The organism is Pseudidiomarina terrestris (assembly GCF_030466375.1).
In the GTDB taxonomy this organism is placed as follows: domain Bacteria; phylum Pseudomonadota; class Gammaproteobacteria; order Enterobacterales; family Alteromonadaceae; genus Pseudidiomarina; species Pseudidiomarina terrestris.
The window spans coordinates 300,243-324,238 of sequence record NZ_JAGGJE010000001.1 but is presented as its reverse complement, the minus strand read 5'-3'; the positions used below and the strand labels follow the sequence as shown (position 1 = coordinate 324,238).

Genomic DNA, 23,996 nt, shown 5'->3' with positions numbered 1-23,996 from the left:
CCTTGTGCCAAATCGATAGCCCCAATCGAAAATCTTTCCTTCTGTACTGAACCCGATATGGCAAACTACCGTAATCAGGTTAAATCTAGTATACTATCGCCCCATTTTTGGGAAGTTTGTGTACATTCGTACTCACTGCAATGTTTGGAGCCGTATTCGCATGCCAATAGCTACACCGACAATGATGCCAGATATCGCCAATCAAACCAAAGCGCAAACTGAAGGCGCGCTTGATTGGGTCGGCATGAGTAACATCGAGATGCCATTGGTCGTTGGCGCAGCCAACGAACCAGAGCGTCCAGTTAGCGCGCTGGTCGATGCTTTTGTAAATCTTAAAGATCCAAAAGCCAAAGGCATTCACATGTCGCGACTCTATTTGTTGCTGGAGGATTTATCCAACAATAACGTATTGTCACACCAATCTCTCAGTAAATTACTGCATGACTTTATTGATAGTCATGAAGGCCTGTCTGATCAAGCTTACGTTAAGTTTAGCTTCGATTATCACTTACGTCGAAAAGCATTGATCAGTAAGAAGCCAGGTTGGAAAGCTTACCCGGTCACTGTGATTGGACGTTATGACCATGGCAAGCTGTATTTGCAACTCGCCGTTGACGTTCCCTACTCATCGACCTGCCCCTGCTCTGCAGCTTTGGCGCGGCAATTGATTCAGGATGCCTTTGCCGATCAGTTTGGTACTGATGCAGATGTCGACGCAGAAGTGGTGCACCGCTGGTTAGGCTCGACTCAGGGTATCGTCGCCACCCCACACAGCCAGCGCTCGGTCGCTGAAGTGAAAGTGGTGATGGGCGAACAGATCTCCGAGCTTCCTATTATCGCGCTTATCGATTCGATTGAAGACGCGCTGCAGACGCCTGTCCAGGCCGCAGTGAAACGTGAAGATGAGCAAGAGTTTGCACGGTTGAATGGTCAGAATCTAATGTTCTGTGAAGACGCTGCACGGCGCTTACAGCATGCACTAAACCAGCAAACGGCGTTCTCCGATTTCTGGGTACGTGTTAATCATTACGAATCTCTACACGCTCACGATGCAGTCAGCATTACCACGAAAGGTGTTCCTGGCGGCTTCCAGGCCTAATTTATCGACCTCTAAATCCGGCTGCTGTATACTTAGCGGCCGGATTTTTTTGTTTTAGAACTTATACCCGAGTATCGCATGGATTCTATTGATATCGTCGGCATTGGCAATGCGCTGGTCGACCAAGAGTTTGAAGTCACAGACCAGTTTTTACAGCAGCATAAAATCGAAAAAGGCATGATGACCTTAATCGAGGACATTGAACAAGAGCGTTTGATTGCCGAGCTCGCCAAACGCGGCGAACTTAAGAAGCAATCAGGTGGTGGTTCAGCTGCGAACTCTCTGGTGGGCTTCAGCCAGTTTGGCGGCAAAGCTTTCTATTGCTGTAAAGTCGCTGACGACCAGGCAGGACAATTTTACTGTGACGACATGGAAGAGATCGGTATTACCACCAATACCGGCAGTAAAAAGCATGAAGGTAAGACCGGACGCTGTCTGGTCATGGTGACGCCTGATGCCGAACGGACCATGCGCACCTATCTCGGTATTACTGCGGATCTCAGTATCGCAGAGCTGGATGAAGACGCCATTGCGCGCGCCGAGTATCTCTACATTGAAGGCTATCTGGTGACCTCACCTGTGGCCCGTGAAGCCATCGCCCGTGCGAAGGAAGTGGCGCGCGCGAACGGCACCAAGATCGCCATGACCTGCTCGGATCCAGCCATGGTTAAATACTTCCGCGAGGGTATTGATGAGATCATGGCGGGCGGTGTAGACGTGTTGTTCTGTAATCAGGAAGAAGCACGGATCCTAACCGGCACCGACGACGTACAAGCGGCACTGCAACACTTGCAGCGCCATGCCAAGCTGGTTGCGATCACCTTAGGCAAGGATGGCGCCTTGGTCGGTGACGGTACGCGCCAGGTTGCAGTTCCAGGTATCCCGGTAAAAGCCGTCGATACCAACGGTGCTGGTGATATGTTCGCCGGCGCGATGATGTTCGGGCTGACCCGCAAGTACTCTCTGGCCGCCTGTGGCCTACTTGCCAGCCACGCTGCCGCAGCAGTAGTTGCCAGCTTTGGCCCGCGCTTGAGCCTGGATCAGCAGCAGCAGTTGCTCATCAAGCTTCAGCATGAGCCGGAATTTAATTAAACGACTTAAACGTTGTTCTTAAGCGAGGTTTTAGCTATGACAGATTATAAAGTTGCAGATATCAGCTTAGCCGATTGGGGCCGTAAAGAGATCTCTATCGCCGAATCAGAAATGCCGGCGCTGATGACCATTCGCCGCAAATACGCAGATGAGAAGCCGTTGCAAGGCGCACGCATCATCGGCTGTATTCACATGACCATTCAGACCGCGGTTTTAATTGAAACCCTGATAGAACTTGGCGCTGAAGTTCGCTGGTCGTCGTGCAACATCTTCTCCACTCAGGATCACGCAGCAGCAGCAATGGCCGCAGCCGGTGTTCCAGTGTTTGCCTGGAAAGGCGAGACTGAAGAAGAATACGAATGGTGTCTGGAGCAAACCTGTCATAAAGACGGTGAGCTGTGGGATGCCAACATGATTCTTGATGATGGTGGTGACTTGACCTTGTTAATTCACGACAAGTACCCGCAAATGCTGGATAAAGTACATGGTATCACTGAAGAGACCACCACCGGTGTACATCGTCTGCTGGAAATGTTGAAGCACGGTACCTTGAAAGTGCCTGCGATTAATGTCAATGACTCAGTCACCAAATCCAAGAACGACAATAAATACGGTTGCCGTCACTCGTTAAACGATGCGATCAAGCGCGCCACAGATCATCTGTTGTCAGGCAAGAAGGCTTTGGTTATCGGCTACGGTGACGTAGGTAAAGGCTCGGCAGCCAGTTTGCGTCAGGAAGGCATGATCGTGCGTATTGCGGAAATTGACCCGATCTGTGCGATGCAGGCCTGCATGGACGGCTACGAAGTGGTATCCCCCTACCTTAACGGCGTGAATACGGGCGAAGCTGGCGGTATCAATAAAGACCTCCTGCAAACCATCGACCTTATCGTCACAACCACAGGTAATGTTAACGTCTGTGATCAGCACATGCTGACTGCACTTAAATCGACCGCTGTGGTCTGTAACATTGGTCACTTCGATAACGAAATCGATACTGCGTTTATGCGTAAAAACTGGCGCTGGGACGAGGTCAAGCCACAAGTACACATGATTCATCGCAGCGACGATGAGAACGATTACTTGTTGTTGCTATCCGAAGGCCGCCTGGTCAACCTCGGTAACGCAACGGGTCACCCAAGCCGTATCATGGATGGTTCTTTCGCGAATCAGGTACTGGCACAGCTGCACTTATTCGCTGAGAAGTTTGCAGACTTGTCTGAAGCAGAAAAAGCTGACAAGCTACGGGTAGAAGTGCTGCCAAAACAACTTGATGAAGAAGTTGCTCGTTATATGGTTCAGGGCTTTGGTGGTGTCATGACTAAATTGACCCAGGAGCAGGCTGATTACATCCATGTTGATGTCGCAGGCCCCTACAAAACCGACGAATACCGCTACTAATGGTGTCACCTATGACGCAAGCAAAACCGGTAGTGACCTACCGCGAACTAACGGCCGCCGATCACGCGGCCGTTATTGAATTAGGCAACCGGGTACATGGTGAAAACTATTTAACCGAAGAAAGCCTGGCCGACTACGTCGAGCGTGGCGAAAAAGACGGCGTTAACCTCAACTGGCTGGCGTTTGTCGGCGACCAGCTGGCGGGCATTCGGCTGACCTTTGCCCCTGGAAAATGGGACATCGACAGCTGGTGTACGCCTGCAGCATGGCCGGTGCCGAAAGAGCAGATGTGCTATTTCAAGTGCGCCGCGGTTGCAGAAATCAGTCGTGGCCTGGGTATTGGTCGCGGGTTACTCAATCGCTCCATTGCTGCTGCACAAACTCTGGGCTGTAAAGCTGGTCTTGCGCATATTTGGATGCAAAGTCCAAATAATAGTGCATACTCTTATTTTACTCGCTGCGGCGGAGAGATGATTCAAGAACATCCTGGCCGCTGGTATGAACTCTCGATTCATGGCGGCTACCATTGCCCCGTGTGTGACGGTGTTTGTCATTGCACTGCCGGAGAAATGGTGCTGCGCTTCGATCGCTAATAGAACGAGCCTACCTATGTACGACCCGCTTGTTGATAACTGTCCCGGCCCAGCGCAACCTCACGCTCGCAGTTATTGGCAGGCGACAACGAAGACACAACTCCCCCAACCTTCAGCAATTTTGCCAGAACGCACGGACTGCATTGTCATCGGCGCCGGTTACACCGGACTCAATGCCGCGCTGGAGCTTGCTAAACGCTTCGGCCAAAAGGTGGTGCTCATCGACGCAAACCGGATCGGTTGGGGTTGCTCCACCCGCAATGCCGGCTTCGCGATGCCTGGGACCGGCAGATTGGGCTACGGAGACTGGCAAAAGCGTCTGGGCGATTCCGGTGCACGTGCTATACAAGCTGAATATCAGCGCGGCTTCGACCGCCTGGAGCAGCACCTTGAACTGTGCCCTCAGCAGTTACAGGTACAGCGTGGCGGTTACCTCAAAGTGGCGCATCAGCCCAGCGCTGTAGAGGGCCTTCGCAATAGCTATCAGACCTTAAAAGAGTTTGACCCCAACACGCGCTGGCTCGATTCCGACGCCATACAAGCGCGCATCCGCAGCCCGCAGGCCCATGCAGCCATTCACTTTCCACAAAGTTTTGGTATTAACCCGGTGCTACTCACGGCAAGTATTGCGCGTCAGGCCAGCGAGGCAGGGGTTACTCTGGTTGAGGACGCACCGGTTCAGCACTGGGATAAAGTGGGTGGCCTGCACCGCTTGCATACGGCCAAGGGGCGCGTGTGTGCACCGAACATCATTATCGCCACCAACGGCTATACTCCTAATCACCTACACCCGAGCATTCACGGCCGTACGCTGCCGGTGCTCTCCAGTGTCATCGTCACGCGCCCGTTGCATGCCGAGGAACGCCAGGCCATTGGGCTGAGCAGCAGCGAGTTGGTGATGGATACCCGCACGTTGAAGTATTATTATCGGTTGCTACCGGACGGGCGCCTGCTCTTTGGTGGTCGCGGTGCCATCCGCGGTAAAGATGCGGGTCATCCACGCTATGCCCGCCACCTGTTGCAGGCCCTACGTGGCAGCTTCCCGGCCTTACGTGAACTCACCAGCGAGCCAGCCGACTATTACTGGAGTGGCTGGGTGAGCGTTGCATTGGATGATTATCCACGCGTTTATAGTCCCGAGAAAGGGGTCTACACCAGTATGGGATATTGCGGTGCTGGTGTGACCTTTACTCAAATTGCCGGGCAACGGCTGGCGGAACTGGTGATGGGAGAAGAGTTACCACCCCTTCCGTTTTATCAGTCACCGCTACCCGAGTTTCCTTTTCCCCATTTTCGTCGTGTCGGTCAATGGGCTTTTTACCAGCTCGCTCGCTGGCGAAGCCTGTAACCCTGACCTTAAAGTCCGAACACCACTTTTTCACTGCTAAGCATACGGCTAATCAGACGCAGCAACAACATTGAAACCAGTACCGTCGCTACTGCACTTACTGCCATAGCGCCCCACTGCAGTGACTCACCTTTAATAATATCCAACAAAGCCTGATGTTGCCCGGTCAAAGGTAAGTAATACAGAATTTGATTTTTCACGCGCGCAAACTCAACGCCAAATACCACCAGCATAGGCGCCATTAACAGCAGCGAGATGTAGGTCTGCGCTTCTTTGAAGCTTTTCGCCCGGAACGACACGAACAGTTGCAATGCAGTCGCCAGCAGCGCCAGCGGCACCAACAGCATCATGATTAAAAGAATCATGGGCCAGGCCAACACAATACTGATGCCGATTTCATGCAGTGGTAAAAACTTAAAAATGAACGGAATCAGCACCGCGCTTAAAATCCCCCCGAACATGGCAAATGCCGATGCCGCAAGCGCTTTGCCCCAGACCAGCTGCTCAGTGGTCAGCGGCTGTGATAGCAACAGCTCCAGTGAATTGCGCTCACGTTCGCCGGCACTGATATCGATGGCGACGTTCATGCCTGAGAAAAATACCGAAAGTAAAATAAAGATCAGCACACTACCGAGCAAGATGGCGGCCTTTGAGCCTTTGGTTGCGGTATCGTGTTTGACCAGATCGACGCCCTGCGTAATACGTGGATCAATGCCACGCATTTGCAAACGAATATAACTCAGTTGCCGGGTGTAATTTTCAACCGCGCTTTCCACCCGACGAATATCTGTACGTTGCTTCTGTGACGAAAAATCCGCGGTCAGCGTGACTTTCGCAGGCTGCGCCGTGGCAATATTGTCTTCCCACTCTGGCGCAATCGCCAATGTAATCGGCTGCTGCCCTGCTGGCCAGTCTTCATCCCGCGTCACGATTCCCTGCCGCTCCAGATGGGCCACAAATGCTGGTGCATAGTCAGCGCCTTCAATATCGATTTTCACATTACTGGTATCGGTAAGCTGGCTAATCAATACGTAAAACGCCACCGCCATCAGCAAGGGACCGAAAAATGCGTAAGACATAGCCGCCATAACCGAGCGTTTATCGCGCAAAGCATCCTTTAATTCTTTACGCATAACAATGTTTACTGGTGATCTCATGCTGCAATACCCTCATCGGTACCAATAATTTTTACGAAAGCTTCTTCCAGTGCTTCTTCCCCTGTCTGCTCACAGAGTTCGGTCGGTGTACCTTGCGCAGCGACCTTGCCAGCAGCGACCACCACCACCTGATCACAAAGAGCAGCCACTTCTTGCATGACGTGGCTGGAAAATAAAATACTGGTACCTTGATCGCGTAACTCGCGCAGCAGGTCACGTAAAATACGGGTGCTCATGACGTCGAGTCCGCGACTTGGTTCATCAAGAATCAAATGCTTAGGCCGGTGCACAATGGCCTGGGCCAAAGCAACTTTCATCCGCTGGCCCTGCGAGAATCCTGTCGCGCGACGGTCGGCAATTGCATCCATGTCCAGCCGTGAGATGACGTTCTGCACCGCAGTTGCGCCGGCGTCACCTTCAAGACCATGGAGCGTTGCGAAATAGGCAATTTGCTCGCGGGCAGTCAGGCGCTCGTAGAGGCCAAACTTGTCCGGGAAAATGCCGATCTTCTTACGCACCGCAAGCGGCTCCAGATTGGCATCGATGCCGTCAATCAGGGCCTCGCCTGTATCTGCTTTGAGCAGACCGTAAATCGTCCGCAGACAGGTGGTTTTGCCGGCACCGTTAGGGCCAAGTAGTCCGGTGATCTGTCCTTCAGGCGCGCTAAACGTCAGGCCATCAAGAGCCGTCACCTTACCGAAGGATTTTTTTAGTGATTTGACTTCGATCATGATGACTCTCTTATAATCCTTTGCCGTTACTATTCAAAATAAAAGGTTGCGGGCGTTGTTCTGCCAGGCACTTAGGATCGAGCTTTTGCAAGTCCAGGTCTTTAATAAACTCGCTTGCCAGGCGGTTTGCACAGGTATGGCCGACAATGGTGTGTGCCCCCTGGGGCGCCACCAGATGGCGACTGTTACTCAGGGTTTCCGCGGCCAGCTCGCCCCAGGCCGGCGGTGTTACCGGATCCAGCTCGCCCGACAGCAACAAGGTTGGAATAGCACTTTCCACCGGCGTAAACCACTCGTCTGGACGTGCTTGTTTCGGCCACACCGAACACATATCGATAAAGGCATCGGCAGTGCGGCTGCCAATAAAGGTATTGTCACCATCCGCAGTCAGCAGCTCAGGTGTCGCCCGCGGCAAGTCTTCACTGCACAGCACACTTAGCGTAAGTCCCATATAAAGTTCAGACTGTGCCATGGTACTTCCTAATAAGCCGGTTAACGGGGTGTAATCGCCCTCAGCAGTGCGTTGAATCACATAAGGTAGCATTTGCCGCGTCGTGGGATGATAAAGCCCCACACGCATCACCGAGCTCAGCCGGCCGGCAGTCACAAGAATATCAACCGGCTCGTTACTCAGCGGGTCTCTGACGGTCAGGGGAACGGGGTCAACTTCAAGTTGTTGCATCAGGGTACGGTAAGTGAGGTCAAGATTAGGAAACGTCTCGCTACAGACCTGCGACGCTTTGCAACGGGCAAGCAATTGTTCAAAAGAGTCTGCGCCATGACGGCCAAAGGGACCCACCACCACTTGCACGGGCGCTACTGCGTCAAGTACGGCAGCCCGCACCGATTGCGGCGCTTCGCGCATGTAAACCAGCCCGGCGCGTGATCCATAAGAACCACCGTAGAGCGTTACCTGTGGATAGCCTAAAGCTTCCCGCACGGCTTCAAAATCGCGAATGGCATTCACGGTATGGTATTGAGTTAAGTCAACATCGGTAAACTTAGCCAGGCAGCTTTCTGCCATCTCCGCTAAGTCGATAGCATCGTCCGCCTTGACCAACTCTTCGACATGGCTCATGGCACAACTAAGCGGATTGGAGCCGCCAGTCCCACGTTGGTCGATGAGCAGAATATCCCGCTGCTGCCGGACGTTCTGGAAAATACGCGCAATCATGCTGCCGAGTTCTGTCGCTGCTTGGCCTGGGCCGCCGGCTAAAATCAATAGGGGGTCGTCTTGTTTACTCTCGCGCACAGCGGGCAACACCGCGAAATTGATGCCAATGGTTCGGCCGTCAGGTGCATCGTAATTTTCGGGAACCTGCAAGGTACCGCAGCGCAGTTGCTCAGAAATGTCTTTCAGGTAACAGGACTCGAGCTCCACCTGAGCTGACGGCACGGGTGCAGCGGCATCCTGCGCATGAGTTGCAAAGCTCGCAACTGCGGCAGCCAACAAAAGAGGTGCAATGGAGATTTTCATGCATTGTTATCCATTTGTAACGAATGCAGACAGTCTAAACGTTCGGGCAAGCTTCGGAAAGGGTTAAAACTGTAAAGAAATGTGGCATTCGCCCGGCCAACAACGCTTAAGGCTGGAAACGACCAGCGAGTATTTCACCAATCGGCGTCTCTAACAGGTTACGCTCTCGCATCCATTCGAAATCGCCCACCTGTCTGATGTCATCAATATGGACACTGCGGGCAATAAAGCTACCGATATCATGGGCATCATTTTTAACAGCAAACTGAATCAGCGTGGCGTCATTACAGCGGATATTGGAATAAACATCACGCAAGCGGATGCGCATGTCGCGAAGCTTACGCTGCAAACGTACCGTATGATTGTCGCGCACATAGGCGCAGAAGACTAACGCAACTTCTTCGGACTCTAAGTAGGATTGTGCTGATGCCGGCAAACTGAGTGGCATCAAGACCATCGCAGCGCTAGTTGCAGCTAGCCATGATGTAATCGATTTGAACATCGAATAACCTCAAGTGTTCTCACTGGAGCTCATCCTACCCTGCTCATTCAAGCCTTACAACGGAATATATTGTTAACAGGCAGGTCTACTTTTACAAATTATTTACGCGTTCGAACACCTGAGTACTGAAAGAATGAGGATTGTTTTTATCGGCGGGGTGCTCGACTTGCTCTTTTAGCTCCCACTCTCCGAGTGCATGAAAATCCGGAAACCAGGTATCGCCTTCGACCTTAACATCAATCTGCGTCAGGTAGAGACGCGCTGCATGGGGCAGAAATTCCTGATAGACGTGACCGCCACCGATGACCATCAACTCTTCAGTATCTCCAGCCGCTGTTACGGCCTGGCCGGTATCACTTACCCAGACCACGCCCTGCTCGTCAGTATAAGGCTGCTGATACTTGCGGCTGAGCACGATATTGGTACGACCGGGCAGCGGCCGACCAATGGATTCGTAGGTTTTGCGTCCCATCACTACCGGCTTACCCATAGTGATGCGCTTGAAATGTTGCAGTTCGGCGGGTAAATGCCACGGCATATCACCGTTTTTTCCGATAACCCGGTCGTGGGCCATGGCCGCAATCAATGCAATTCGCATAAAAACCTCGTTGCTCGTGCACCAGGGTGCTCATACCCGTCCGCTGGCTACGAGCAACGCCTGAATCAATTGTTATTATTTCTGATAAATCACTTCGACGTCGTAATCGTCATCGTCGAAATCATCATCGTCATCATCGTCGTCTTCATCATAAGCTTCCAGTTGCTCCTGATGGTAGTTGTCCCATTTGAACTCTGTGGTTGCCTGAGTCTGCTCTTCTACATCTTCGGCGGAAGGCTTAGGCAACTGCTCAAGGTAGGTCATGACCTCTTTGCAAAGCTGTTCGGTACCCTGCTTACTCAATGCAGAGATCTGGTAAACCGGGCCTTCCCAGTCCAACGCTGCAGTAAGCTCAGCAATGCGCTCAGCAACTTCTTCGTCGCTGATAAGGTCAACTTTATTGACCACCAGCCAGCGCGGTTTTTCCGCTAACTTAGGGCTGTACTTTTCCAGCTCATTAACGATAGTGACCGCTTGTGTCGCCGGATCGGTTCCATCATAAGGTGCTAAATCGACCAGGTGCAAGAGTAGGCCACAACGCTCCAGATGTTTCAGGAACTGAATCCCGAGGCCCGCGCCTTCTGCGGCACCTTCAATCAAGCCAGGAATGTCAGCAATGACAAAGCTCGCGTGGGGTACCGGCCGCACCACACCCAGATTGGGAACCAGTGTGGTAAACGGATAATCGGCAACTTTCGGCTTCGCTGCTGACACCGAACGGATGAAGGTCGATTTGCCGGCATTCGGCATGCCCAGCAGGCCGACATCGGCAAGCAGCATCAGCTCTAATTTGAGACTGCGAATTTCGCCGGGAGTACCCATGGTTTTCTGCCGTGGAGCACGGTTGGTACTGCTCTTAAAACGGGCATTACCCAGACCATGGAAGCCGCCTTTGGCGACCATACGGCGCAAACCGTGGCGAGTTAAATCGCCCAGCACTTCGCCGGTTTCTTCGTCGGTGGCACGAGTACCCACAGGCACTTTCAACACGATGTCTTCACCGCGTTTACCGGTACAGTTTTTACCCATGCCATTTTGACCGCGTTGCGCACGGTGGATGCGCTCAAAGCGATAATCAATGAGAGTGTTCAGGTTTTCGTCGGCTTCCAGATAAACATCGCCGCCATCGCCACCGTCACCACCGTCGGGGCCACCTTTGGGGATATATTTCTCGCGTCGAAAACTTACTACGCCGTTACCGCCGTCGCCAGCTTCAACCCGAATTTCGGCTTCATCTACAAACTTCATACTTTTCTACCTGCCACTATAAAAAAACCCCGCCACACAGGACGGGGTTTCTATGTTTTTCGTTAACTCGCCTGAATTAGTCAGTAACGATGCTAACGTATTTGCGGTTCTTAGGACCTTTCTCCGCAAAAGAAACTTTACCGTCGCTCAGAGCGAACAAAGTGTGGTCACGACCAATACCGACGTTATCACCAGCGTGGAAACGAGTACCACGTTGACGAACGATGATGCTACCAGCTAATACTGACTCACCACCGAAGCGCTTTACACCCAGACGTTTACTTTCTGAGTCACGACCGTTTTTGGTTGAACCACCAGCTTTTTTGTGTGCCATGTGTCGTTACTCCTTAATTAACCGTTAATACCAGTGATCTTCACTTCAGTGAACCACTGACGATGACCTTGATGTTTCATGTGGTGCTTACGACGGCGGAACTTGATAATGTTCACTTTGTCTGCACGACCATGGTTGACGACTTCCGCTTTTACGGATCCACCAGAAACAAAAGGCGCGCCGATTTTCACGTCATCGCCGTTCGACATCATTAACACTTCGTCGAACTCAACCACTTCACCGGTGGCTGCTTCCAGCTTTTCCAGGCGGACGATTTGGCCTTCAGTCACACGGTGCTGCTTACCGCCACTTTGGAATACTGCGTACATAGTTTTCTCCGATTCGCCCTTAAGGGCACGTTAGATTTAAATCAGGGCGCGAATTATAGGCGAACTTAACGCCCGAGTAAAGAGTGTTCTTCGTTATTCGTAGGTCGCGCCAACTGTACCTACGCCCATACCTGCTTTTGGCTTTAAGCGAGCCTGTCCACGGCAATATCTGCCAGTGCGTGCAAGACCTCGCGATGCTCTGACGCAGGTAATACTGCCAGTTGTTGTTGCGCTAACTTAGCTTCAGCCAGCGCCCGGTCCCGCGTGTAATCAAGCGCACCGGTGCGGCGCATTGCCGTTAATATGGTTTGCAGATGCTGACGTCCATCACCCTGCTCGATAGCTGAGCGAATCAGCTGTGCTTCTTCCTCATTGCCATGCCACATTGCGTACAGCAACGGTAAGGTAGGCTTACCTTCGGCCAGATCATCACCGGCCTGTTTCCCCATGACTTCGCTATCTGCAGTGTAGTCCAACAGATCATCGACCAGCTGAAACGCAGTACCCAGATGACGCCCGTAAGCCGCTAAAGCATCTTCGCTGGCCTGGGACTGATCCGCCAGCACCGCACCAAGTTGCGTCGCGGCTTCAAACAACTTTCCGGTTTTACCGTAAATGACGTCAAAATAACTGGCTTCGGTGGTCTCCGGATCGTTGCAGTTCATCAACTGTAAGACTTCGCCTTCGGAAATGATATTCGTAGCATCCGCCAGAATCTTCATGACCTTCATCGAGTCGAGTGTCACCATCAGCTGAAACGCGCGGGTATACAGGAAATCGCCTACCAGTACGCTAGCTTCGTTGCCAAACACAGCGTTAGCAGTTTCCTGGCCACGGCGTAATTCAGAGGCATCGACCACGTCATCGTGCAACAGGGTCGCGGTATGAATAAACTCAATGATGGTCGCCAGGGTCAGATGACCCCGTCCTTCATAGCCGACAGCGCGAGCTGCGGTCACGGCAAGCAAGGGTCGCAGACGTTTACCTCCACTGTTGACGATATACAGGCCAAGCTGATTAATCAGGGCTACATCTGATTGTAGTTCAGCCCCGATCAGTTGGTTGACACCGTTCATGTCGGCGGCCATTAACGTATTAATTTCAGATAACTTCATTCGGCAACGCTAGCTATGGTTTAAGGTTAAGATTTTACAAAGAAATGCTAGTACAAGTCCAGCAACAACTCCGCCTGTATGTGCGGCAAACGCTAGTCCACTGAGTTCCGGCAGATAAATCAGGTCAAATACGACTTTGCCCACTAAGCCGATCAAAATAAGCGCACCCAGCCAGCGTTTCTGCAGTACATCTGTCAATGCACAATAGGCAAAAATGCCATATAAGGTTCCTGAAAATCCCGCATAGAAGCGTACGTCAGGATCAAAGTAGACCTGCGCCAGGCTACTACTTAGCATAATCACAGGGACGCCCAGCCAGCGACGCCAGCCGCTTTGGTGATCGATGAACAGTGCCCAGCAGACCAGCAGGCCTAACAGGTTCAAACCTAAATGTGGCCAATTATGGTGCACCAGCTGACCACTGAAAAGCTGCCATAAATGCTGCCCTTCGATGACCCCGTGACGGTTGAGCTTAAGCATGTCTTGCCAGGCATTGGGAAGCATCATGATGAGGGTCAGCAACACCATAACACTAACTGTAGGTAGCAGCGCCTCACGTGAAGTAGGAATCGTTAAACCGAACAACTGCATCGCTGGATTCACCTATAAAAAAGCGCCGGGAGCTGCTAGCAGCTGACCCGGCGCTTGTGTCGTATGACAACGCTAGGGAAGCAGGGCTGCCCTTACTTGACGAAATCCAAACCGGTTTGAATGTCGTTCTTCAAGCCGTCGAGCATTGACGCTTTCGCTTTTTTCTCGAAATCGCTCAGTTCGCCATACGGCAGGATTTCTTCAACACCCTTTGGACCTAAACGGACAGGATGAGCGAAGAACAAGGCATCGCTACCATCGGTTTCCACATAAGTGCACTCAACAACACTGTCGTCGCCCTGCAGGGCTTTGACCAGTGACAAGCAGAAACGCGCTGCCGCCTGACCCATAGAAAGGGTGGCTGAGCCGCCGCCGGCTTTCGCTTCAACAACTTCAGTACCGGCATTCTGGATGCGGTGCGTCAGTTGCTCAATTTGCTCGTCGCTGAAATCAAGACCGGTTTGCGACAACAGTGGCAGAATCGTGGTACCGCTGTGGCCACCAATGACCGGAACCTGAACTTCCGCAGGGTTCTTGCCGTGGATCTCAGCAACAAAGGTCTCTGCACGAATCACATCCAAGGTAGTGACACCAAACAGCTTGTTTTTGTTGTAGACGCCTTTTTTCTCTAGCACACGCTTGGCGATGGCAACAGTGGTGTTTACCGGGTTAGTGATAAGGCCAATCGCTGCATCCGGGCAATTATCTGCAATCGCTTCAATCAGATTGGAAACAATACCGGCATTGATATTGAACAGATCCGAGCGGTCCATACCAGGCTTACGTGGCACGCCGGCTGGGATCAATACGATGTCTGCGCCAACCAGTGCTGGTGCCAGATCATCTTTGCCATAGCCTTTAACATTGACTGCGGTCGGGATGTGGCTGAGATCAACAGCAACGCCTGGTACTACGGGCGCAACGTCATACAGCGCCAGCTCAGATCCAGCAGGTAATTGGGTTTTTAAAAGTAATGATAGTGCTTGGCCGATACCGCCAGCTGCACCTAAAACTGCAACTTTCATCTCAGACTCCATCCAGTTGTTAGGGAAATTTTTGATGCCAAAAGCCTACTCCAAAAGCGTCCAAATTACAACCGAAAGGCGCCTGGCTAGGCGTTTGTGAGCTTTTGCGATAGACTGACGTTTCAACGGGTTGGCAAGCGCTTATCCCGGTCAACGAAACGAACTCAAGAGGCCATTTTGCACCATGACCCAAGCCAAACCAGAAGCGATGATTGATACCTTTAAAGGGCTATTGAAAGAAGAGCGGTATGGCTCGCAAAGCGAGATTGTAGATGCCATGAAAGAGTTAGGCTTCGACAATATTAGTCAATCTAAGGTCTCACGGTTGCTAAGCAAATATGGCGCGGTGCGCACCCGTAATGCCCGGCAGGAAATGGTCTACTGTCTGCCTGCGGAATTAGGCATCCCTTCCACGCGGGCTCCATTATCGCAATTAGTATTGGATATTCAGCATAATGATGTGATGGTGATTATTCGTACCTCACCAGGCGCCGCGCAACTTATTGCGCGCTTACTCGATTCTGTCGGCAAGAAAGAAGGTGTACTTGGTACGATTGCCGGGGACGATACGATTTTTATTGCGCCGGTCAAAGTGTCTGACATCGACTTTACGCTACAGAAGGTGACCGAGCTGTTTGAGAACGTCGCTTAGCCGTTGTGTCCGCTGGTGATCGTTATGGCGCAAACAGAACTCATGGCTACTGCGTCAGGAAATCGACGGATGGCGCAAAGAATGCGGCATTACTGACAGCTTCAGTGTAGTCCAGCAAGGGATCGTAATCGCCGTTCTCATCCGCTATATAGCGTTGCTTTAACCACTGCAGTATGTCACGCGACTGGCCGGAAAAGTACATGGCGAGTAAGCCCTGCTCGCGCATATCGCCCCATGGCATATTCTGACGCAACATACTTAAAGGTTGTTCACGTTCATTCTGAAGTTTGGCCTTTTGGGTATGCGAGACCATCTGCAACACGGCTTCACTGATACGTTCTCCGGTAAGCTTCTTGCGGCCGATCACAAACTCCTGCATCTCTTGCGTAAGCTGTTCCCAGCGCCGCAAATCGTGCCGGAATTTCTGCACATACAAGTAGCTGCCGCCGGCGAATACCGGATCATCATCGGCATGAATCAGTGCCAACTGACGACGGCGAATGCCGCGTGGGTTTTCCGGCGCATCAATAAAGCCAGTCAGATCACGTCCATCCATAAATCGAAACGTCGGTAACTGTTCAGTGAGCTCGACGTCGTGACCAAGCCACTCGAGCAGCGCGCGGGCACTGTGATAATTGACATCGAAACGATCCGAGCGCACGGTCAGTAACAGGTCGACGGGCTCACGTGGCGCCTGTCGATCACCATCACGCAGGTCGGGAAATTGCCCCAGTTGTGAGGGCCGCTGCTGAGGATAAAGAATGTCCCAGTAATCACTGCCGATAGCGACGTAACCACTGAGTAAAGCTTCTGAAAAGCGCTCGTCAAGCTCATTGAGCAGAGCAGGAATTCGGGCTAACTTACGCCGTACACTCACAACATCATCGGTCATTACGTTCAATGATAATGTTAAGCCATGCAAATTCGGCTCTGCGAAGATGCCTTTTTGCGCTTGTGCCATGGGTGTCCTCACCAATTTGTAATCGTTATTGTTAGCGGTACTTGCTCGAAAAACCATGCAGCTTGGTCGCAACCAACTTGCGCTGCTTAACAACTGGCATACAATGCTTGTCAGTCTAGCAAAGATTATCTAAAAAAATGAGAATTTAAGCGGAGTTATTATGGGACTACCACAGCGATTTACAACTACTTTGATGGCCGCCTCGCTGGCCATGCTATTGGGCGGCTGCGCCACAACTTCAGGTGCAGATGCCTCAGCAACAGCTGCTGAAACCAGCACGGTGGCCAGTGAAGACCAGCGTTTTACCACTATGGCAGAACGCGTTTGGGAAGGCATGCAAAATCCTGTCGGCAGTGAAAACCTTGATGCTGCGCTACCGAGCATGACGCCAGAGGCACTTGCGGCCCGCGCTGAGCAACAACGGCAGTGGCTCAACGAGCTACAAAGTATCGATACCGACGCATTATCTCGTCAGGCCTATATCAATTGGCGCATGCTCACTTACCGTCTGCAAAATAATGTCGACAGTTATGACTTTAACGAACATTACATGCCGTTAAACGCAGAAGGCGGATTTCACAGTTCTTTATCTTTCATGGTGCGCAATACCGCCCTTCGCAGCTATGAAGACTACCAGAATTATGTCGCTAAGCTGGCCACGGTTCCACGTTATATGAATGAGCAGACCGCCTGGCTTGAGCGCGGCCTTAAAGAAGGCTACACCCAGCCGCGTGCGGCGATGGTCGGCTTTGAAGACAGTATCGCTGCCTTCATTGTGCAGGACCCGCGCGATAGCGTGTTCTACCAACCCTTGTTGCAGCAGCCGGCGTTTATCGATGATGCCCAATGGGAAGCTTTACAGGTGGCCGCAGCACAAGTCATTGACGATGCAGTGATTCCGGCTTACCAGAACTATTTTGACTTTATGGTGATGGACTATCTGCCGAACTGCCGTGAGTCCGTCGGTGCCAGTGCTTTGCCCAACGGCGATGCTTATTATCAGAATAGAATTGAGCACTTCACCACGCTGAGCCTGACCCCAGCCGAGATCCACGCCAAAGGTCTGGCCGAAGTTGCGCGTATTCGCAATGAAATGGCGGTGGTGATTGAGCAATCTGGCTTTGACGGAAACTTTGATGAGTTTGTCGAATTCTTACGCACGGATCCGCAATTTTACCCGACCTCAGCTGAAGAGTTGCTAAAAGAAGCTTCTTATATCGCCAAACGCATGGATGGTGAGCTGCCGAAGTTCTTTAAACTGCTGCCACGGCAACCTTATGGTATTGCACCTGTGCCAGCTGAAATTGCGCCTAAGTACACCACTGGCCGCTATGCCGGAACCTCACGTGACGACCGCGCCAGCTTCTATTGGGTCAATACTTACGCCCTTGACCGCCGTCCGCTGTATCAACTTGAAGCTTTGACCTTGCACGAAGCGGTACCTGGTCATCACCTGCAGGGCGCCTTGGCACGGGAAATGGAAGACGTGCCCAGCTACCGCCAACAGACCTACATCTCAGCTTTTGGTGAAGGTTGGGGACTTTATTCAGAATGGCTCGGCCTGGAAGCGGGTTTTTATCAGGACCCTTACAGTAACTTCGGCCGCTTGAGCTATGAAATGTGGCGTGCTGCACGTTTAGTGGTCGACACCGGCATGCATTCGATGGGCTGGAGTCGCGAAAAAGCGATGGACTTTATGGCTGCCAATACCGCGCTGAGCCTGCATAATGTGCGCACCGAGATCGACCGCTACATCACCTGGCCTGGGCAAGCGTTATCCTACAAGCTCGGTGAAATTTTGATCCGCTCGCTGCGCGCCGAAGCTGAAGCCGCTCTTGGCGGTAAATTCGACATCCGCGAATTCCATTACCAGGTTCTGAAAAACGGTAGTATCCCGCTTGATGTCCTTGAGCAGGAAATCCGCAACTGGATCGACTCGCAAGCCTAACAGCAAGAAAGGGCAGCCCTAACATTTTAAAGACACAAAAATAGAAAGGGCTGCCCTTAACTTTTGCGGGCAAAAAAAAAAGGAGGGGCTGCCCCTCCTTTTTTGTGAGCATATGGATTAAATCTTGAAGAACTTAATCGTCAGTGGGTAGTTTTGCACGATGCCGTCGTTGGCCCGGATAGCTCCCATAATTGCGAAAATGATGTGGCAGATGCCGAGAGCGATAAGTAAGAAAATACCGATCACGACAAAACTTAAGATGACACTGATGATACCCCAGATAAACGCTGAGATAATCCAGTTGAAAACAACTTTGCCGTGCGCATCAATATAAGGGTTTGTATCCTTCTTACTCAGCCACATGACCAGCGGTACAATAAGGCCCGCAAACGGAATTAAATAACCGGCAAATTGCGAAAGATGCAACAGCATTGCGTAGGTTCGATCTTCCTGGCTTGGTCCGGTAATAACAGTTGTTTCTTGCACAGGCTCCATTATTCGGTTCCTTTTTTTATTTGAGTTGTGATGTATTAAGAATTACTGCGTCGCCACAAATAGTCAACATAAACTCTAATACGTTATCGCTGCTTATGCTAGTCTGAACCGAGATTATCCAGAGATTTCAATTTATGCTCGTCGCTCCGCAAATCATCACAAATCGGGCCGCTAAGGTTGTCCACAGCGCGTTTGATCGCATCGGTAGCAAGCTATTGCCCTATCGGTATTTAAGGCCGTTTAGTTATTGGGATAATTATTACGGGTTAAATCCGGACATTACCCAGGAATATTTCCAGTTGCTCGATTACGCCACCATTCAGCGCTTTGAAAATAAGGGTTACATCGCCAGGCGAGTGGCAGAGCTTGGCATAAAGAATGTTTTTCCAAAAAGCTACTTTTCCGTCGCCGATGTTTTTGCAGAGCAGCCTGGCCCGGATGCTATCTGGTTCGTAAAACCCACCCATCTGACCGGTGGTAAGGGCATCACCTGCCATACGACAGATTCACTGAAAGATTTAGAACTACCAAAACACTACTTTATCCAACAGCAAGTGACAGATATAGAATTATATGAAGGCCGCAAATACACCGCCCGTGCTTATGTTTTTATACACAACAAGAAACTCTATGTCTTTGATGATGGTTTTGTGATGATTCATGGCCTGCCCTACGATGAAAAGAGTACTGATTTTGCGACGCAAGTTGACCATCGCGGCTACCATATCGCAGGCAGTCCAATAAAAATGAAAAAAATTTCTGAGTTACCGAATGCCGATAAAAAACTTGAAAGCATTCAGAATAAACTCCATCGGTTGAAGCCTGTGCTTGAAGAAATGATCGGCAAAAGCTCCGACGTACATTACGGGCTATTGGGAATAGATCTGCTCTTCACACGAACTCATGATGCACTCTTTATTGAATTAAATTCGAAGTCTAATTTCATTCATACTGAACTCATAAACGACTCCCTTAATAGTCCATTTTTTAGTTCATTTTTGACCACGCTTTATACCCGCGAAGTCGACGCACGACTCACCCAGATATAGCTTCACTTTTTGTAAAAAAATAGAAAGGGCTGCCCTCCCTGAATTTGCGTGTACGAGATCGGCAGGGCTGCCCTTTCTTAGATTGCGGGTACAAAAAAGGAGGGCTGCCCCTCCTTTTTATTTGCGGTCGCGAAGAGAGGGCTGCCCTCTCTTGGGTTAGGCGACTTGGATGCTGGGGATGATGTTGGCTTTGGCGGCGGTTTCGGCGTCGCGGAAGGCGTCCATCTGGTCGAAGTTAAGGTACTTGTAGACTTCGCCGGCCATTGCGTTGATGTCCGAGGCGTATTCCATGTACTCGGCTGGCGTTGGCAGCTTGCCTAAAATCGCACCCACTGCAGCAAGTTCAGCTGAGGTCAGGTAGACGTTAGCACCATCACCAAGGCGGTTCGGGAAGTTACGGGTTGAAGTCGACAACACGGTCGCGCCCGCTTCTACGCGTGCCTGGTTGCCCATGCACAGTGAACAGCCTGGCATCTCAGTGCGCACACCGTTGTTGGCGTAGATGTTGTAGTAACCTTCTTCGCGCAACTGTGCTTCGTCCATTTTGGTTGGCGGCGCAATCCACAGCCGCGTGTTCAGCGCTTCGGTGTTCTTCTCCAGCAACTTACCTGCTGCACGGAAGTGACCAATATTCGTCATACATGAACCGATGAACACTTCGTCAACTTTGTCGCCTGCGACTTCACTCAGGAACTTCGCATCGTCAGGATCATTCGGGCAACAGACGATAGGCTCTTTAATTTCTGCCAAATCGATTTCAATCACTTCCGCGTATTCAGCGTCGGCATCAGCACGCATCAGTGACGGATTTGCCAGCCAGTCTTCCATCTTCTGGGCACGGCGCTCAAGAGTACGCACATCGCCGTAGCCTTCGTTGATCATCCAACGCAGCATGGTGATGTTAGAACGCAGGTACTCCGCGACTGACTCTTCTGACAAGTTGATGGTACAACCTGCGGCAGAACGTTCAGCAGATGCATCAGACAATTCGAACGCTTGCTCAACGGTCAGGTGGTCAAGGCCTTCGATTTCCAGAATACGACCAGAGAATGCATTTTTCTTGCCACGCTTCTCAACGGTCAACAAGCCTTCTTTAATCGCAAACGCAGGAATCGCATGCACCAGGTCACGTAAAGTAATACCCGGCTGCATTTCACCTTTGAAACGCACCAATACCGACTCCGGCATATCCAGTGGCATCACGCCTGTTGCTGCTGCGAACGCGACCAGACCAGAACCTGCCGGGAATGAAATACCTAGCGGGAAACGGGTATGCGAGTCACCACCAGTTCCGACAGTGTCAGGCAGCAGCATACGGTTCAACCAGCTGTGGATGATACCGTCGCCAGGGCGCAATGACACACCGCCACGGTTCATAATGAAGTCAGGCAAGGTATGTTGCGTGTCGATATCCACCGGCTTCGGATAGGCAGCTGTGTGACAGAATGACTGCATGGTTAAGTCGGCAGTGAAGCCCAAACAGGCCAAGTCTTTCAGTTCATCACGGGTCATTGGACCGGTGGTGTCCTGCGAACCTACGGTGGTCATTTTCGGCTCGCAATAGGTACCCGGACGGACGCCGTCCATACCACAAGCTTTACCTACCATTTTCTGCGCCAGGGTATAGCCCTTGCCGCTATCAGCAGGTTGCTCGGGTTTGAGGAACAAGTCCGAAGGACCCATACCCAAAGATTCACGAGCTTTCTCGGTCAGACCGCGACCGATGATCAGGTTGATTCGGCCACCGGCGCGAACTTCGTCAAGAATCACACGCGAAGCATAGTCGTACTCAGCGATAACGTCGCCCGCTTCGTTCTCGATTTTACCCGCGTAAGGATGAATGGTGATCACATCACCCATGTTCATCTTTTCGACGTCTGCTTCAAACACCAACGCGCCAGCGTCTTTCATGGTGTTGAAGAAAATTGGCGCTACTTTGCCACCAATACAGATACCGCCGGCACGCTTGTTTGGTGTACCCGGCATGTCTTCACCAATAAACCACAACACTGAGTTGGTCGCTGATTTACGTGACGAGCCCGTACCGACCACGTCGCCTACGAAAGCGACTGGATGGCCTTTTTCTTTCAATTCTTCGATTTGCTTGGCAGCGTCGGTGACACCTTCGCGCGGCATTTTGTACATGGCTTTCGCGTGCAGCGGAATGTCTGGACGTGACCAGGCATCAGGTGCCGGTGACAAGTCGTCGGTATTGGTTTCACCCGTCACTTTAAAGACAGTGGCTTTGATTTGCTCAGGCATTTCGTTGCGGCTGGTAAACCATTCCGCATTCGCCCATGACTCGACCACTTCTTTCGCCAGCGCATTGCCAGCTTTCATTTTCTCTTCAACGTCATGGAAGGCATCGAACATCAGCAAGGTATGCTTTAGTTCGTAAGCGGCGAGTTCACCAAGATCAGCGTCATCTAACAAATCAACCAAAGTCACGATGTTGTAGCCACCGTGCATGTTGCCAAGTAACTTCACAGCGTCCTGCTTGGTGATAACCGGACTGGAGACTTCGCCCTTAACCAGTGCAGATAAAAAGCCAGCTTTTACATAAGCGGCTTCGTCGACGCCCGGAGGCACACGCTCAGACAGGAGTTCAACCAGGAATTGTTCTTCGCCAGCAGGCGGGTTTTTCAGGAGTTCTACGAGATCAGCGACTTGTTCTGCGGTTAACGGCTTTGGTGGAATGCCTTCGGCAGCGCGCTCTTCAACATGCTTACGATAGTCTTGCAGCACAGATTACCTCTACTTTGCTATGCGGATGAAACTTGCGGGTGAAAAAGTGGCGCAATTATAGGGGTTTTAGCTGCTAATTAAAATTCATAGGAGCACATAAAAGGTAATCTTTAGCATAAGTTTCATGAATAGCTAAGCCCTTGGCGAGGACCTTTCCAAAATGTCAGCTGGCGGGTTTACAAATGCTTACACTTAGTTGCTGGAAATGCGTTCGTTGACATAAACCTTTCACACTCTTGGTCTATCTTAAAAGGTAGGTCAACTGGGGGGGGCCTAATTATGAAAACTGCAATGATGAAATCCGTACACGCTTTATCAGCACTAGCCATGTTTACCTTGGTCAATGGTATGGTCAGTACTTCCGCCATCGCGTCGGTTGAGGTACAAAACGCCAATAAAATCATAGCTCAACAGGTTTACCGCTACACTTACGCACCTGAGAATTACGCCGGCAGTATCGATCATGAGCTGGGCATCATGCAACAGACGTTGATGGCAGATGTCCGCAAAGACAGTATGCTAAGCGCGCGCGCCGGGCTTGAAACCAGCGCCAATGAGCTGCGCGATATGACCAGGCTAGCTGAGCTTAGCCTAAACACTAGCGCTGAACGAGCGCCAGATCATCTCTTCGGCCGGCCCGGCTATACGCTCCGCCGATCGTACCAGATGTACCTCTAAGTTCACGTTATTGATGAATCCGGGGATGTCGATGCGTTGTAACGCTTTGCGTTGCAAAGCATCCCCGACTAAATCACCGGGGATAATGCCCCAGCCCATGCCGGCCAGCAATAATTCTCGCTGCGTGATCGAGTCATTGACCCGAATCCGCTGCTTGCCCGGCATTCGGATAATGCTGTCGAGATCTATCCCGACGTCCTGATTCTGTGGGATCAGCATGGGTAGCTCAAGCAAGTCATGCCGCTGAAGCTCCTTTAAGTTTCGCCCTGCCAATAATGCTGGGGCACATACCACCAATAGCTCGAACGGCCGCACCCGTATCGTCTCAAAATCGCCGTACTGGCGGAAAATCGGTAACCACGGTGAGAGCGCCAGCTCAGCTTCGCCGCTGCTAATTTTACGCAGCACCCGTAGTTGTGAATCACCACTAAGCAGCAGCTCGGTCGCCGGATACTGTTGTTGCACCTCATGCATGGCGGGAAACAACGCCGAGGGCGCGCAGGTGTAATCATAAGCAATGCGCAGCTGGGGCTCAGCACCGGTCTGTAATTGTTCCGCCAATGATTGTAGCCGTTGCTGCTGGCGAATCACCTCACGGGCCTGGCGTAAAAACTGACGGCCACGAGCAGTGAGAATAAGCCGATAACCGCTGCGGTCAAATAACTCAAAGCCGACGTCCGCTTCCAGGTTTTTAAGCGCCATACTCACCGCCGCCTGAGTGCGGTGCATTCGTTCCGCAACACCTTGCACGGAACCGGTGTCGCCAAGGTGCAGAAGCATTTCCAACTGGTTTAGTTTCATCGGTTTCCTCGTAATGTTGTCGATGTC

The 23,996-nt window shown here is 51.5% G+C and carries 24 protein-coding genes; 9 read left to right on the top strand and 15 right to left on the bottom strand.

Annotated features, from left to right (window positions below):
- Nucleotides 1-160 precede the first annotated feature (160 nt).
- The 5 genes from folE2 (at nt 161) to J6J28_RS01500 (ending at nt 5,533) form a co-directional block, all read left to right on the top strand.
- The gene (gene folE2, locus J6J28_RS01520) at nt 161-1,099 is read left to right on the top strand and encodes a GTP cyclohydrolase FolE2 (protein WP_301719523.1); all 939 of its coding nucleotides are present in this window, start codon (nt 161-163) and stop codon (nt 1,097-1,099) included.
- Nucleotides 1,100-1,177: 78 nt separating this feature from the next.
- A complete protein-coding gene (locus tag J6J28_RS01515; protein WP_301719522.1) occupies nt 1,178-2,191 on the top strand; it encodes an adenosine kinase in 1,014 nt (337 codons plus the stop codon).
- A 36-nt stretch (nt 2,192-2,227) separates the two neighbouring features.
- On the top strand, nt 2,228-3,592 hold the full coding sequence (gene ahcY, locus J6J28_RS01510) for an adenosylhomocysteinase (RefSeq protein ID WP_301719521.1): 1,365 nt from the start codon (nt 2,228-2,230) through the stop codon (nt 3,590-3,592).
- Nucleotides 3,593-3,603: 11 nt separating this feature from the next.
- Nucleotides 3,604-4,185 (top strand): GNAT family N-acetyltransferase, encoded by a 582-nt coding sequence (locus J6J28_RS01505; protein WP_301719520.1) that lies wholly within the window; start codon nt 3,604-3,606, stop codon nt 4,183-4,185.
- Between the two features lie 16 nt (nt 4,186-4,201).
- Nucleotides 4,202-5,533 (top strand): NAD(P)/FAD-dependent oxidoreductase, encoded by a 1,332-nt coding sequence (locus J6J28_RS01500; RefSeq protein ID WP_301719519.1) that lies wholly within the window; start codon nt 4,202-4,204, stop codon nt 5,531-5,533.
- Between the two features lie 8 nt (nt 5,534-5,541).
- Here the strand turns inward: J6J28_RS01500 and J6J28_RS01495 are convergent, their stop codons facing one another.
- The 11 genes from J6J28_RS01495 to mdh all read right to left on the bottom strand — a co-directional run bounded on the left by J6J28_RS01495 (nt 5,542) and on the right by mdh (nt 14,640).
- A complete protein-coding gene (locus tag J6J28_RS01495) occupies nt 5,542-6,690 on the bottom strand; it encodes an ABC transporter permease (RefSeq protein ID WP_301719518.1) in 1,149 nt (382 codons plus the stop codon).
- Nucleotides 6,687-7,421, bottom strand: coding sequence for an ABC transporter ATP-binding protein (locus tag J6J28_RS01490; protein WP_301719517.1), 735 nt, complete (start codon nt 7,419-7,421; stop codon nt 6,687-6,689). The genes J6J28_RS01495 and J6J28_RS01490 overlap by 4 nt, the downstream gene beginning before the upstream one ends.
- Before the next feature lie 10 nt (nt 7,422-7,431).
- A complete protein-coding gene (locus J6J28_RS01485) occupies nt 7,432-8,898 on the bottom strand; it encodes an alpha/beta hydrolase (protein ID WP_301719516.1) in 1,467 nt (488 codons plus the stop codon).
- A 106-nt stretch (nt 8,899-9,004) separates the two neighbouring features.
- The gene (locus J6J28_RS01480; protein ID WP_301719515.1) at nt 9,005-9,400 is read right to left on the bottom strand and encodes a DUF3718 domain-containing protein; all 396 of its coding nucleotides are present in this window, start codon (nt 9,398-9,400) and stop codon (nt 9,005-9,007) included.
- Nucleotides 9,401-9,491: 91 nt separating this feature from the next.
- Nucleotides 9,492-9,998, bottom strand: coding sequence for a type 3 dihydrofolate reductase (folA, locus tag J6J28_RS01475; protein ID WP_301719514.1), 507 nt, complete (start codon nt 9,996-9,998; stop codon nt 9,492-9,494).
- A gap of 75 nt (nt 9,999-10,073) precedes the next feature.
- Nucleotides 10,074-11,246 (bottom strand): Obg family GTPase CgtA, encoded by a 1,173-nt coding sequence (gene cgtA / locus J6J28_RS01470; RefSeq protein WP_301719513.1) that lies wholly within the window; start codon nt 11,244-11,246, stop codon nt 10,074-10,076.
- A gap of 76 nt (nt 11,247-11,322) precedes the next feature.
- The gene (rpmA, locus tag J6J28_RS01465) at nt 11,323-11,580 is read right to left on the bottom strand and encodes a 50S ribosomal protein L27 (protein WP_126763782.1); all 258 of its coding nucleotides are present in this window, start codon (nt 11,578-11,580) and stop codon (nt 11,323-11,325) included.
- Nucleotides 11,581-11,597: 17 nt separating this feature from the next.
- A complete protein-coding gene (rplU, locus tag J6J28_RS01460; protein ID WP_126763781.1) occupies nt 11,598-11,909 on the bottom strand; it encodes a 50S ribosomal protein L21 in 312 nt (103 codons plus the stop codon).
- Nucleotides 11,910-12,052: 143 nt separating this feature from the next.
- On the bottom strand, nt 12,053-13,024 hold the full coding sequence (gene ispB / locus J6J28_RS01455) for an octaprenyl diphosphate synthase (protein ID WP_301719512.1): 972 nt from the start codon (nt 13,022-13,024) through the stop codon (nt 12,053-12,055).
- A 9-nt stretch (nt 13,025-13,033) separates the two neighbouring features.
- On the bottom strand, nt 13,034-13,615 hold the full coding sequence (rrtA, locus tag J6J28_RS01450) for a rhombosortase (protein WP_301719511.1): 582 nt from the start codon (nt 13,613-13,615) through the stop codon (nt 13,034-13,036).
- Between the two features lie 92 nt (nt 13,616-13,707).
- Nucleotides 13,708-14,640: a malate dehydrogenase gene (gene mdh / locus J6J28_RS01445; protein WP_301719510.1), complete on the bottom strand. Its 933-nt coding sequence runs from the start codon at nt 14,638-14,640 to the stop codon at nt 13,708-13,710.
- A gap of 184 nt (nt 14,641-14,824) precedes the next feature.
- Between mdh and argR the strand changes: the two genes are divergently transcribed.
- Nucleotides 14,825-15,292 carry a transcriptional regulator ArgR gene (argR, locus tag J6J28_RS01440; protein WP_301719509.1) on the top strand — a complete coding sequence of 156 codons (468 nt, stop codon included), beginning with the start codon at nt 14,825-14,827 and terminating at the stop codon, nt 15,290-15,292.
- 46 nt (nt 15,293-15,338) lie between these two features.
- On the opposite strand, the gene J6J28_RS01435 is transcribed toward argR, so the two are convergent.
- Entirely contained in the window at nt 15,339-16,253 is a 915-nt protein-coding gene (locus J6J28_RS01435) for a Dyp-type peroxidase (RefSeq protein ID WP_301719508.1), read from the bottom strand.
- 160 nt (nt 16,254-16,413) lie between these two features.
- On the opposite strand from J6J28_RS01435, the gene J6J28_RS01430 reads away from it, so the two are divergent.
- Nucleotides 16,414-18,201, top strand: coding sequence for a DUF885 domain-containing protein (locus J6J28_RS01430; RefSeq protein WP_301719507.1), 1,788 nt, complete (start codon nt 16,414-16,416; stop codon nt 18,199-18,201).
- 117 nt (nt 18,202-18,318) lie between these two features.
- Here the strand turns inward: J6J28_RS01430 and J6J28_RS01425 are convergent, their stop codons facing one another.
- Complete coding sequence (locus J6J28_RS01425) at nt 18,319-18,696, bottom strand: DUF4870 domain-containing protein (protein ID WP_301719506.1); 378 nt, start codon at nt 18,694-18,696, stop codon at nt 18,319-18,321.
- Nucleotides 18,697-18,830: 134 nt separating this feature from the next.
- Here J6J28_RS01425 and J6J28_RS01420 point away from each other — a divergent pair, with 134 nt between their 5' ends.
- Nucleotides 18,831-19,745, top strand: a complete 915-nt coding sequence (locus tag J6J28_RS01420; RefSeq protein WP_301719505.1) for an ATP-grasp domain-containing protein — start codon at nt 18,831-18,833, stop codon at nt 19,743-19,745.
- A 156-nt stretch (nt 19,746-19,901) separates the two neighbouring features.
- Here J6J28_RS01420 and acnB read toward each other — a convergent pair whose 3' ends face one another.
- Nucleotides 19,902-22,490 (bottom strand): bifunctional aconitate hydratase 2/2-methylisocitrate dehydratase, encoded by a 2,589-nt coding sequence (gene acnB / locus J6J28_RS01415; RefSeq protein WP_301719504.1) that lies wholly within the window; start codon nt 22,488-22,490, stop codon nt 19,902-19,904.
- Nucleotides 22,491-22,769: 279 nt separating this feature from the next.
- Here acnB and J6J28_RS01410 point away from each other — a divergent pair, with 279 nt between their 5' ends.
- Entirely contained in the window at nt 22,770-23,168 is a 399-nt protein-coding gene (locus J6J28_RS01410) for a hypothetical protein (protein WP_301719503.1), read from the top strand.
- Here the strand turns inward: J6J28_RS01410 and J6J28_RS01405 are convergent.
- Nucleotides 23,082-23,969 (bottom strand): LysR family transcriptional regulator, encoded by an 888-nt coding sequence (locus tag J6J28_RS01405; protein WP_301719502.1) that lies wholly within the window; start codon nt 23,967-23,969, stop codon nt 23,082-23,084. The two genes, J6J28_RS01410 and J6J28_RS01405, sit on opposite strands and share 87 nt — an antisense overlap.
- Nucleotides 23,970-23,996 lie beyond the last annotated feature (27 nt).

What these genes read in the sequence shown, in the direction of transcription:
- folE2 (WP_301719523.1), top strand. Translation starts at nt 161, where the DNA reads ATGCCAATAGCTACACCGACAATGATGCCAGATATCGCCAATCAAACC.
- J6J28_RS01515 (WP_301719522.1), top strand. Translation starts at nt 1,178, where the DNA reads ATGGATTCTATTGATATCGTCGGCATTGGCAATGCGCTGGTCGACCAA.
- ahcY (WP_301719521.1), top strand. Translation starts at nt 2,228, where the DNA reads ATGACAGATTATAAAGTTGCAGATATCAGCTTAGCCGATTGGGGCCGT.
- J6J28_RS01505 (WP_301719520.1), top strand. Translation starts at nt 3,604, where the DNA reads ATGACGCAAGCAAAACCGGTAGTGACCTACCGCGAACTAACGGCCGCC.
- J6J28_RS01500 (WP_301719519.1), top strand. Translation starts at nt 4,202, where the DNA reads ATGTACGACCCGCTTGTTGATAACTGTCCCGGCCCAGCGCAACCTCAC.
- J6J28_RS01495 (WP_301719518.1), bottom strand. Translation starts at nt 6,690, where the DNA reads ATGAGATCACCAGTAAACATTGTTATGCGTAAAGAATTAAAGGATGCT.
- J6J28_RS01490 (WP_301719517.1), bottom strand. Translation starts at nt 7,421, where the DNA reads ATGATCGAAGTCAAATCACTAAAAAAATCCTTCGGTAAGGTGACGGCT.
- J6J28_RS01485 (WP_301719516.1), bottom strand. Translation starts at nt 8,898, where the DNA reads ATGAAAATCTCCATTGCACCTCTTTTGTTGGCTGCCGCAGTTGCGAGC.
- J6J28_RS01480 (WP_301719515.1), bottom strand. Translation starts at nt 9,400, where the DNA reads ATGTTCAAATCGATTACATCATGGCTAGCTGCAACTAGCGCTGCGATG.
- folA (WP_301719514.1), bottom strand. Translation starts at nt 9,998, where the DNA reads ATGCGAATTGCATTGATTGCGGCCATGGCCCACGACCGGGTTATCGGA.
- cgtA (WP_301719513.1), bottom strand. Translation starts at nt 11,246, where the DNA reads ATGAAGTTTGTAGATGAAGCCGAAATTCGGGTTGAAGCTGGCGACGGC.
- rpmA (WP_126763782.1), bottom strand. Translation starts at nt 11,580, where the DNA reads ATGGCACACAAAAAAGCTGGTGGTTCAACCAAAAACGGTCGTGACTCA.
- rplU (WP_126763781.1), bottom strand. Translation starts at nt 11,909, where the DNA reads ATGTACGCAGTATTCCAAAGTGGCGGTAAGCAGCACCGTGTGACTGAA.
- ispB (WP_301719512.1), bottom strand. Translation starts at nt 13,024, where the DNA reads ATGAAGTTATCTGAAATTAATACGTTAATGGCCGCCGACATGAACGGT.
- rrtA (WP_301719511.1), bottom strand. Translation starts at nt 13,615, where the DNA reads ATGCAGTTGTTCGGTTTAACGATTCCTACTTCACGTGAGGCGCTGCTA.
- mdh (WP_301719510.1), bottom strand. Translation starts at nt 14,640, where the DNA reads ATGAAAGTTGCAGTTTTAGGTGCAGCTGGCGGTATCGGCCAAGCACTA.
- argR (WP_301719509.1), top strand. Translation starts at nt 14,825, where the DNA reads ATGACCCAAGCCAAACCAGAAGCGATGATTGATACCTTTAAAGGGCTA.
- J6J28_RS01435 (WP_301719508.1), bottom strand. Translation starts at nt 16,253, where the DNA reads ATGGCACAAGCGCAAAAAGGCATCTTCGCAGAGCCGAATTTGCATGGC.
- J6J28_RS01430 (WP_301719507.1), top strand. Translation starts at nt 16,414, where the DNA reads ATGGGACTACCACAGCGATTTACAACTACTTTGATGGCCGCCTCGCTG.
- J6J28_RS01425 (WP_301719506.1), bottom strand. Translation starts at nt 18,696, where the DNA reads ATGGAGCCTGTGCAAGAAACAACTGTTATTACCGGACCAAGCCAGGAA.
- J6J28_RS01420 (WP_301719505.1), top strand. Translation starts at nt 18,831, where the DNA reads ATGCTCGTCGCTCCGCAAATCATCACAAATCGGGCCGCTAAGGTTGTC.
- J6J28_RS01410 (WP_301719503.1), top strand. Translation starts at nt 22,770, where the DNA reads ATGAAAACTGCAATGATGAAATCCGTACACGCTTTATCAGCACTAGCC.
- J6J28_RS01405 (WP_301719502.1), bottom strand. Translation starts at nt 23,969, where the DNA reads ATGAAACTAAACCAGTTGGAAATGCTTCTGCACCTTGGCGACACCGGT.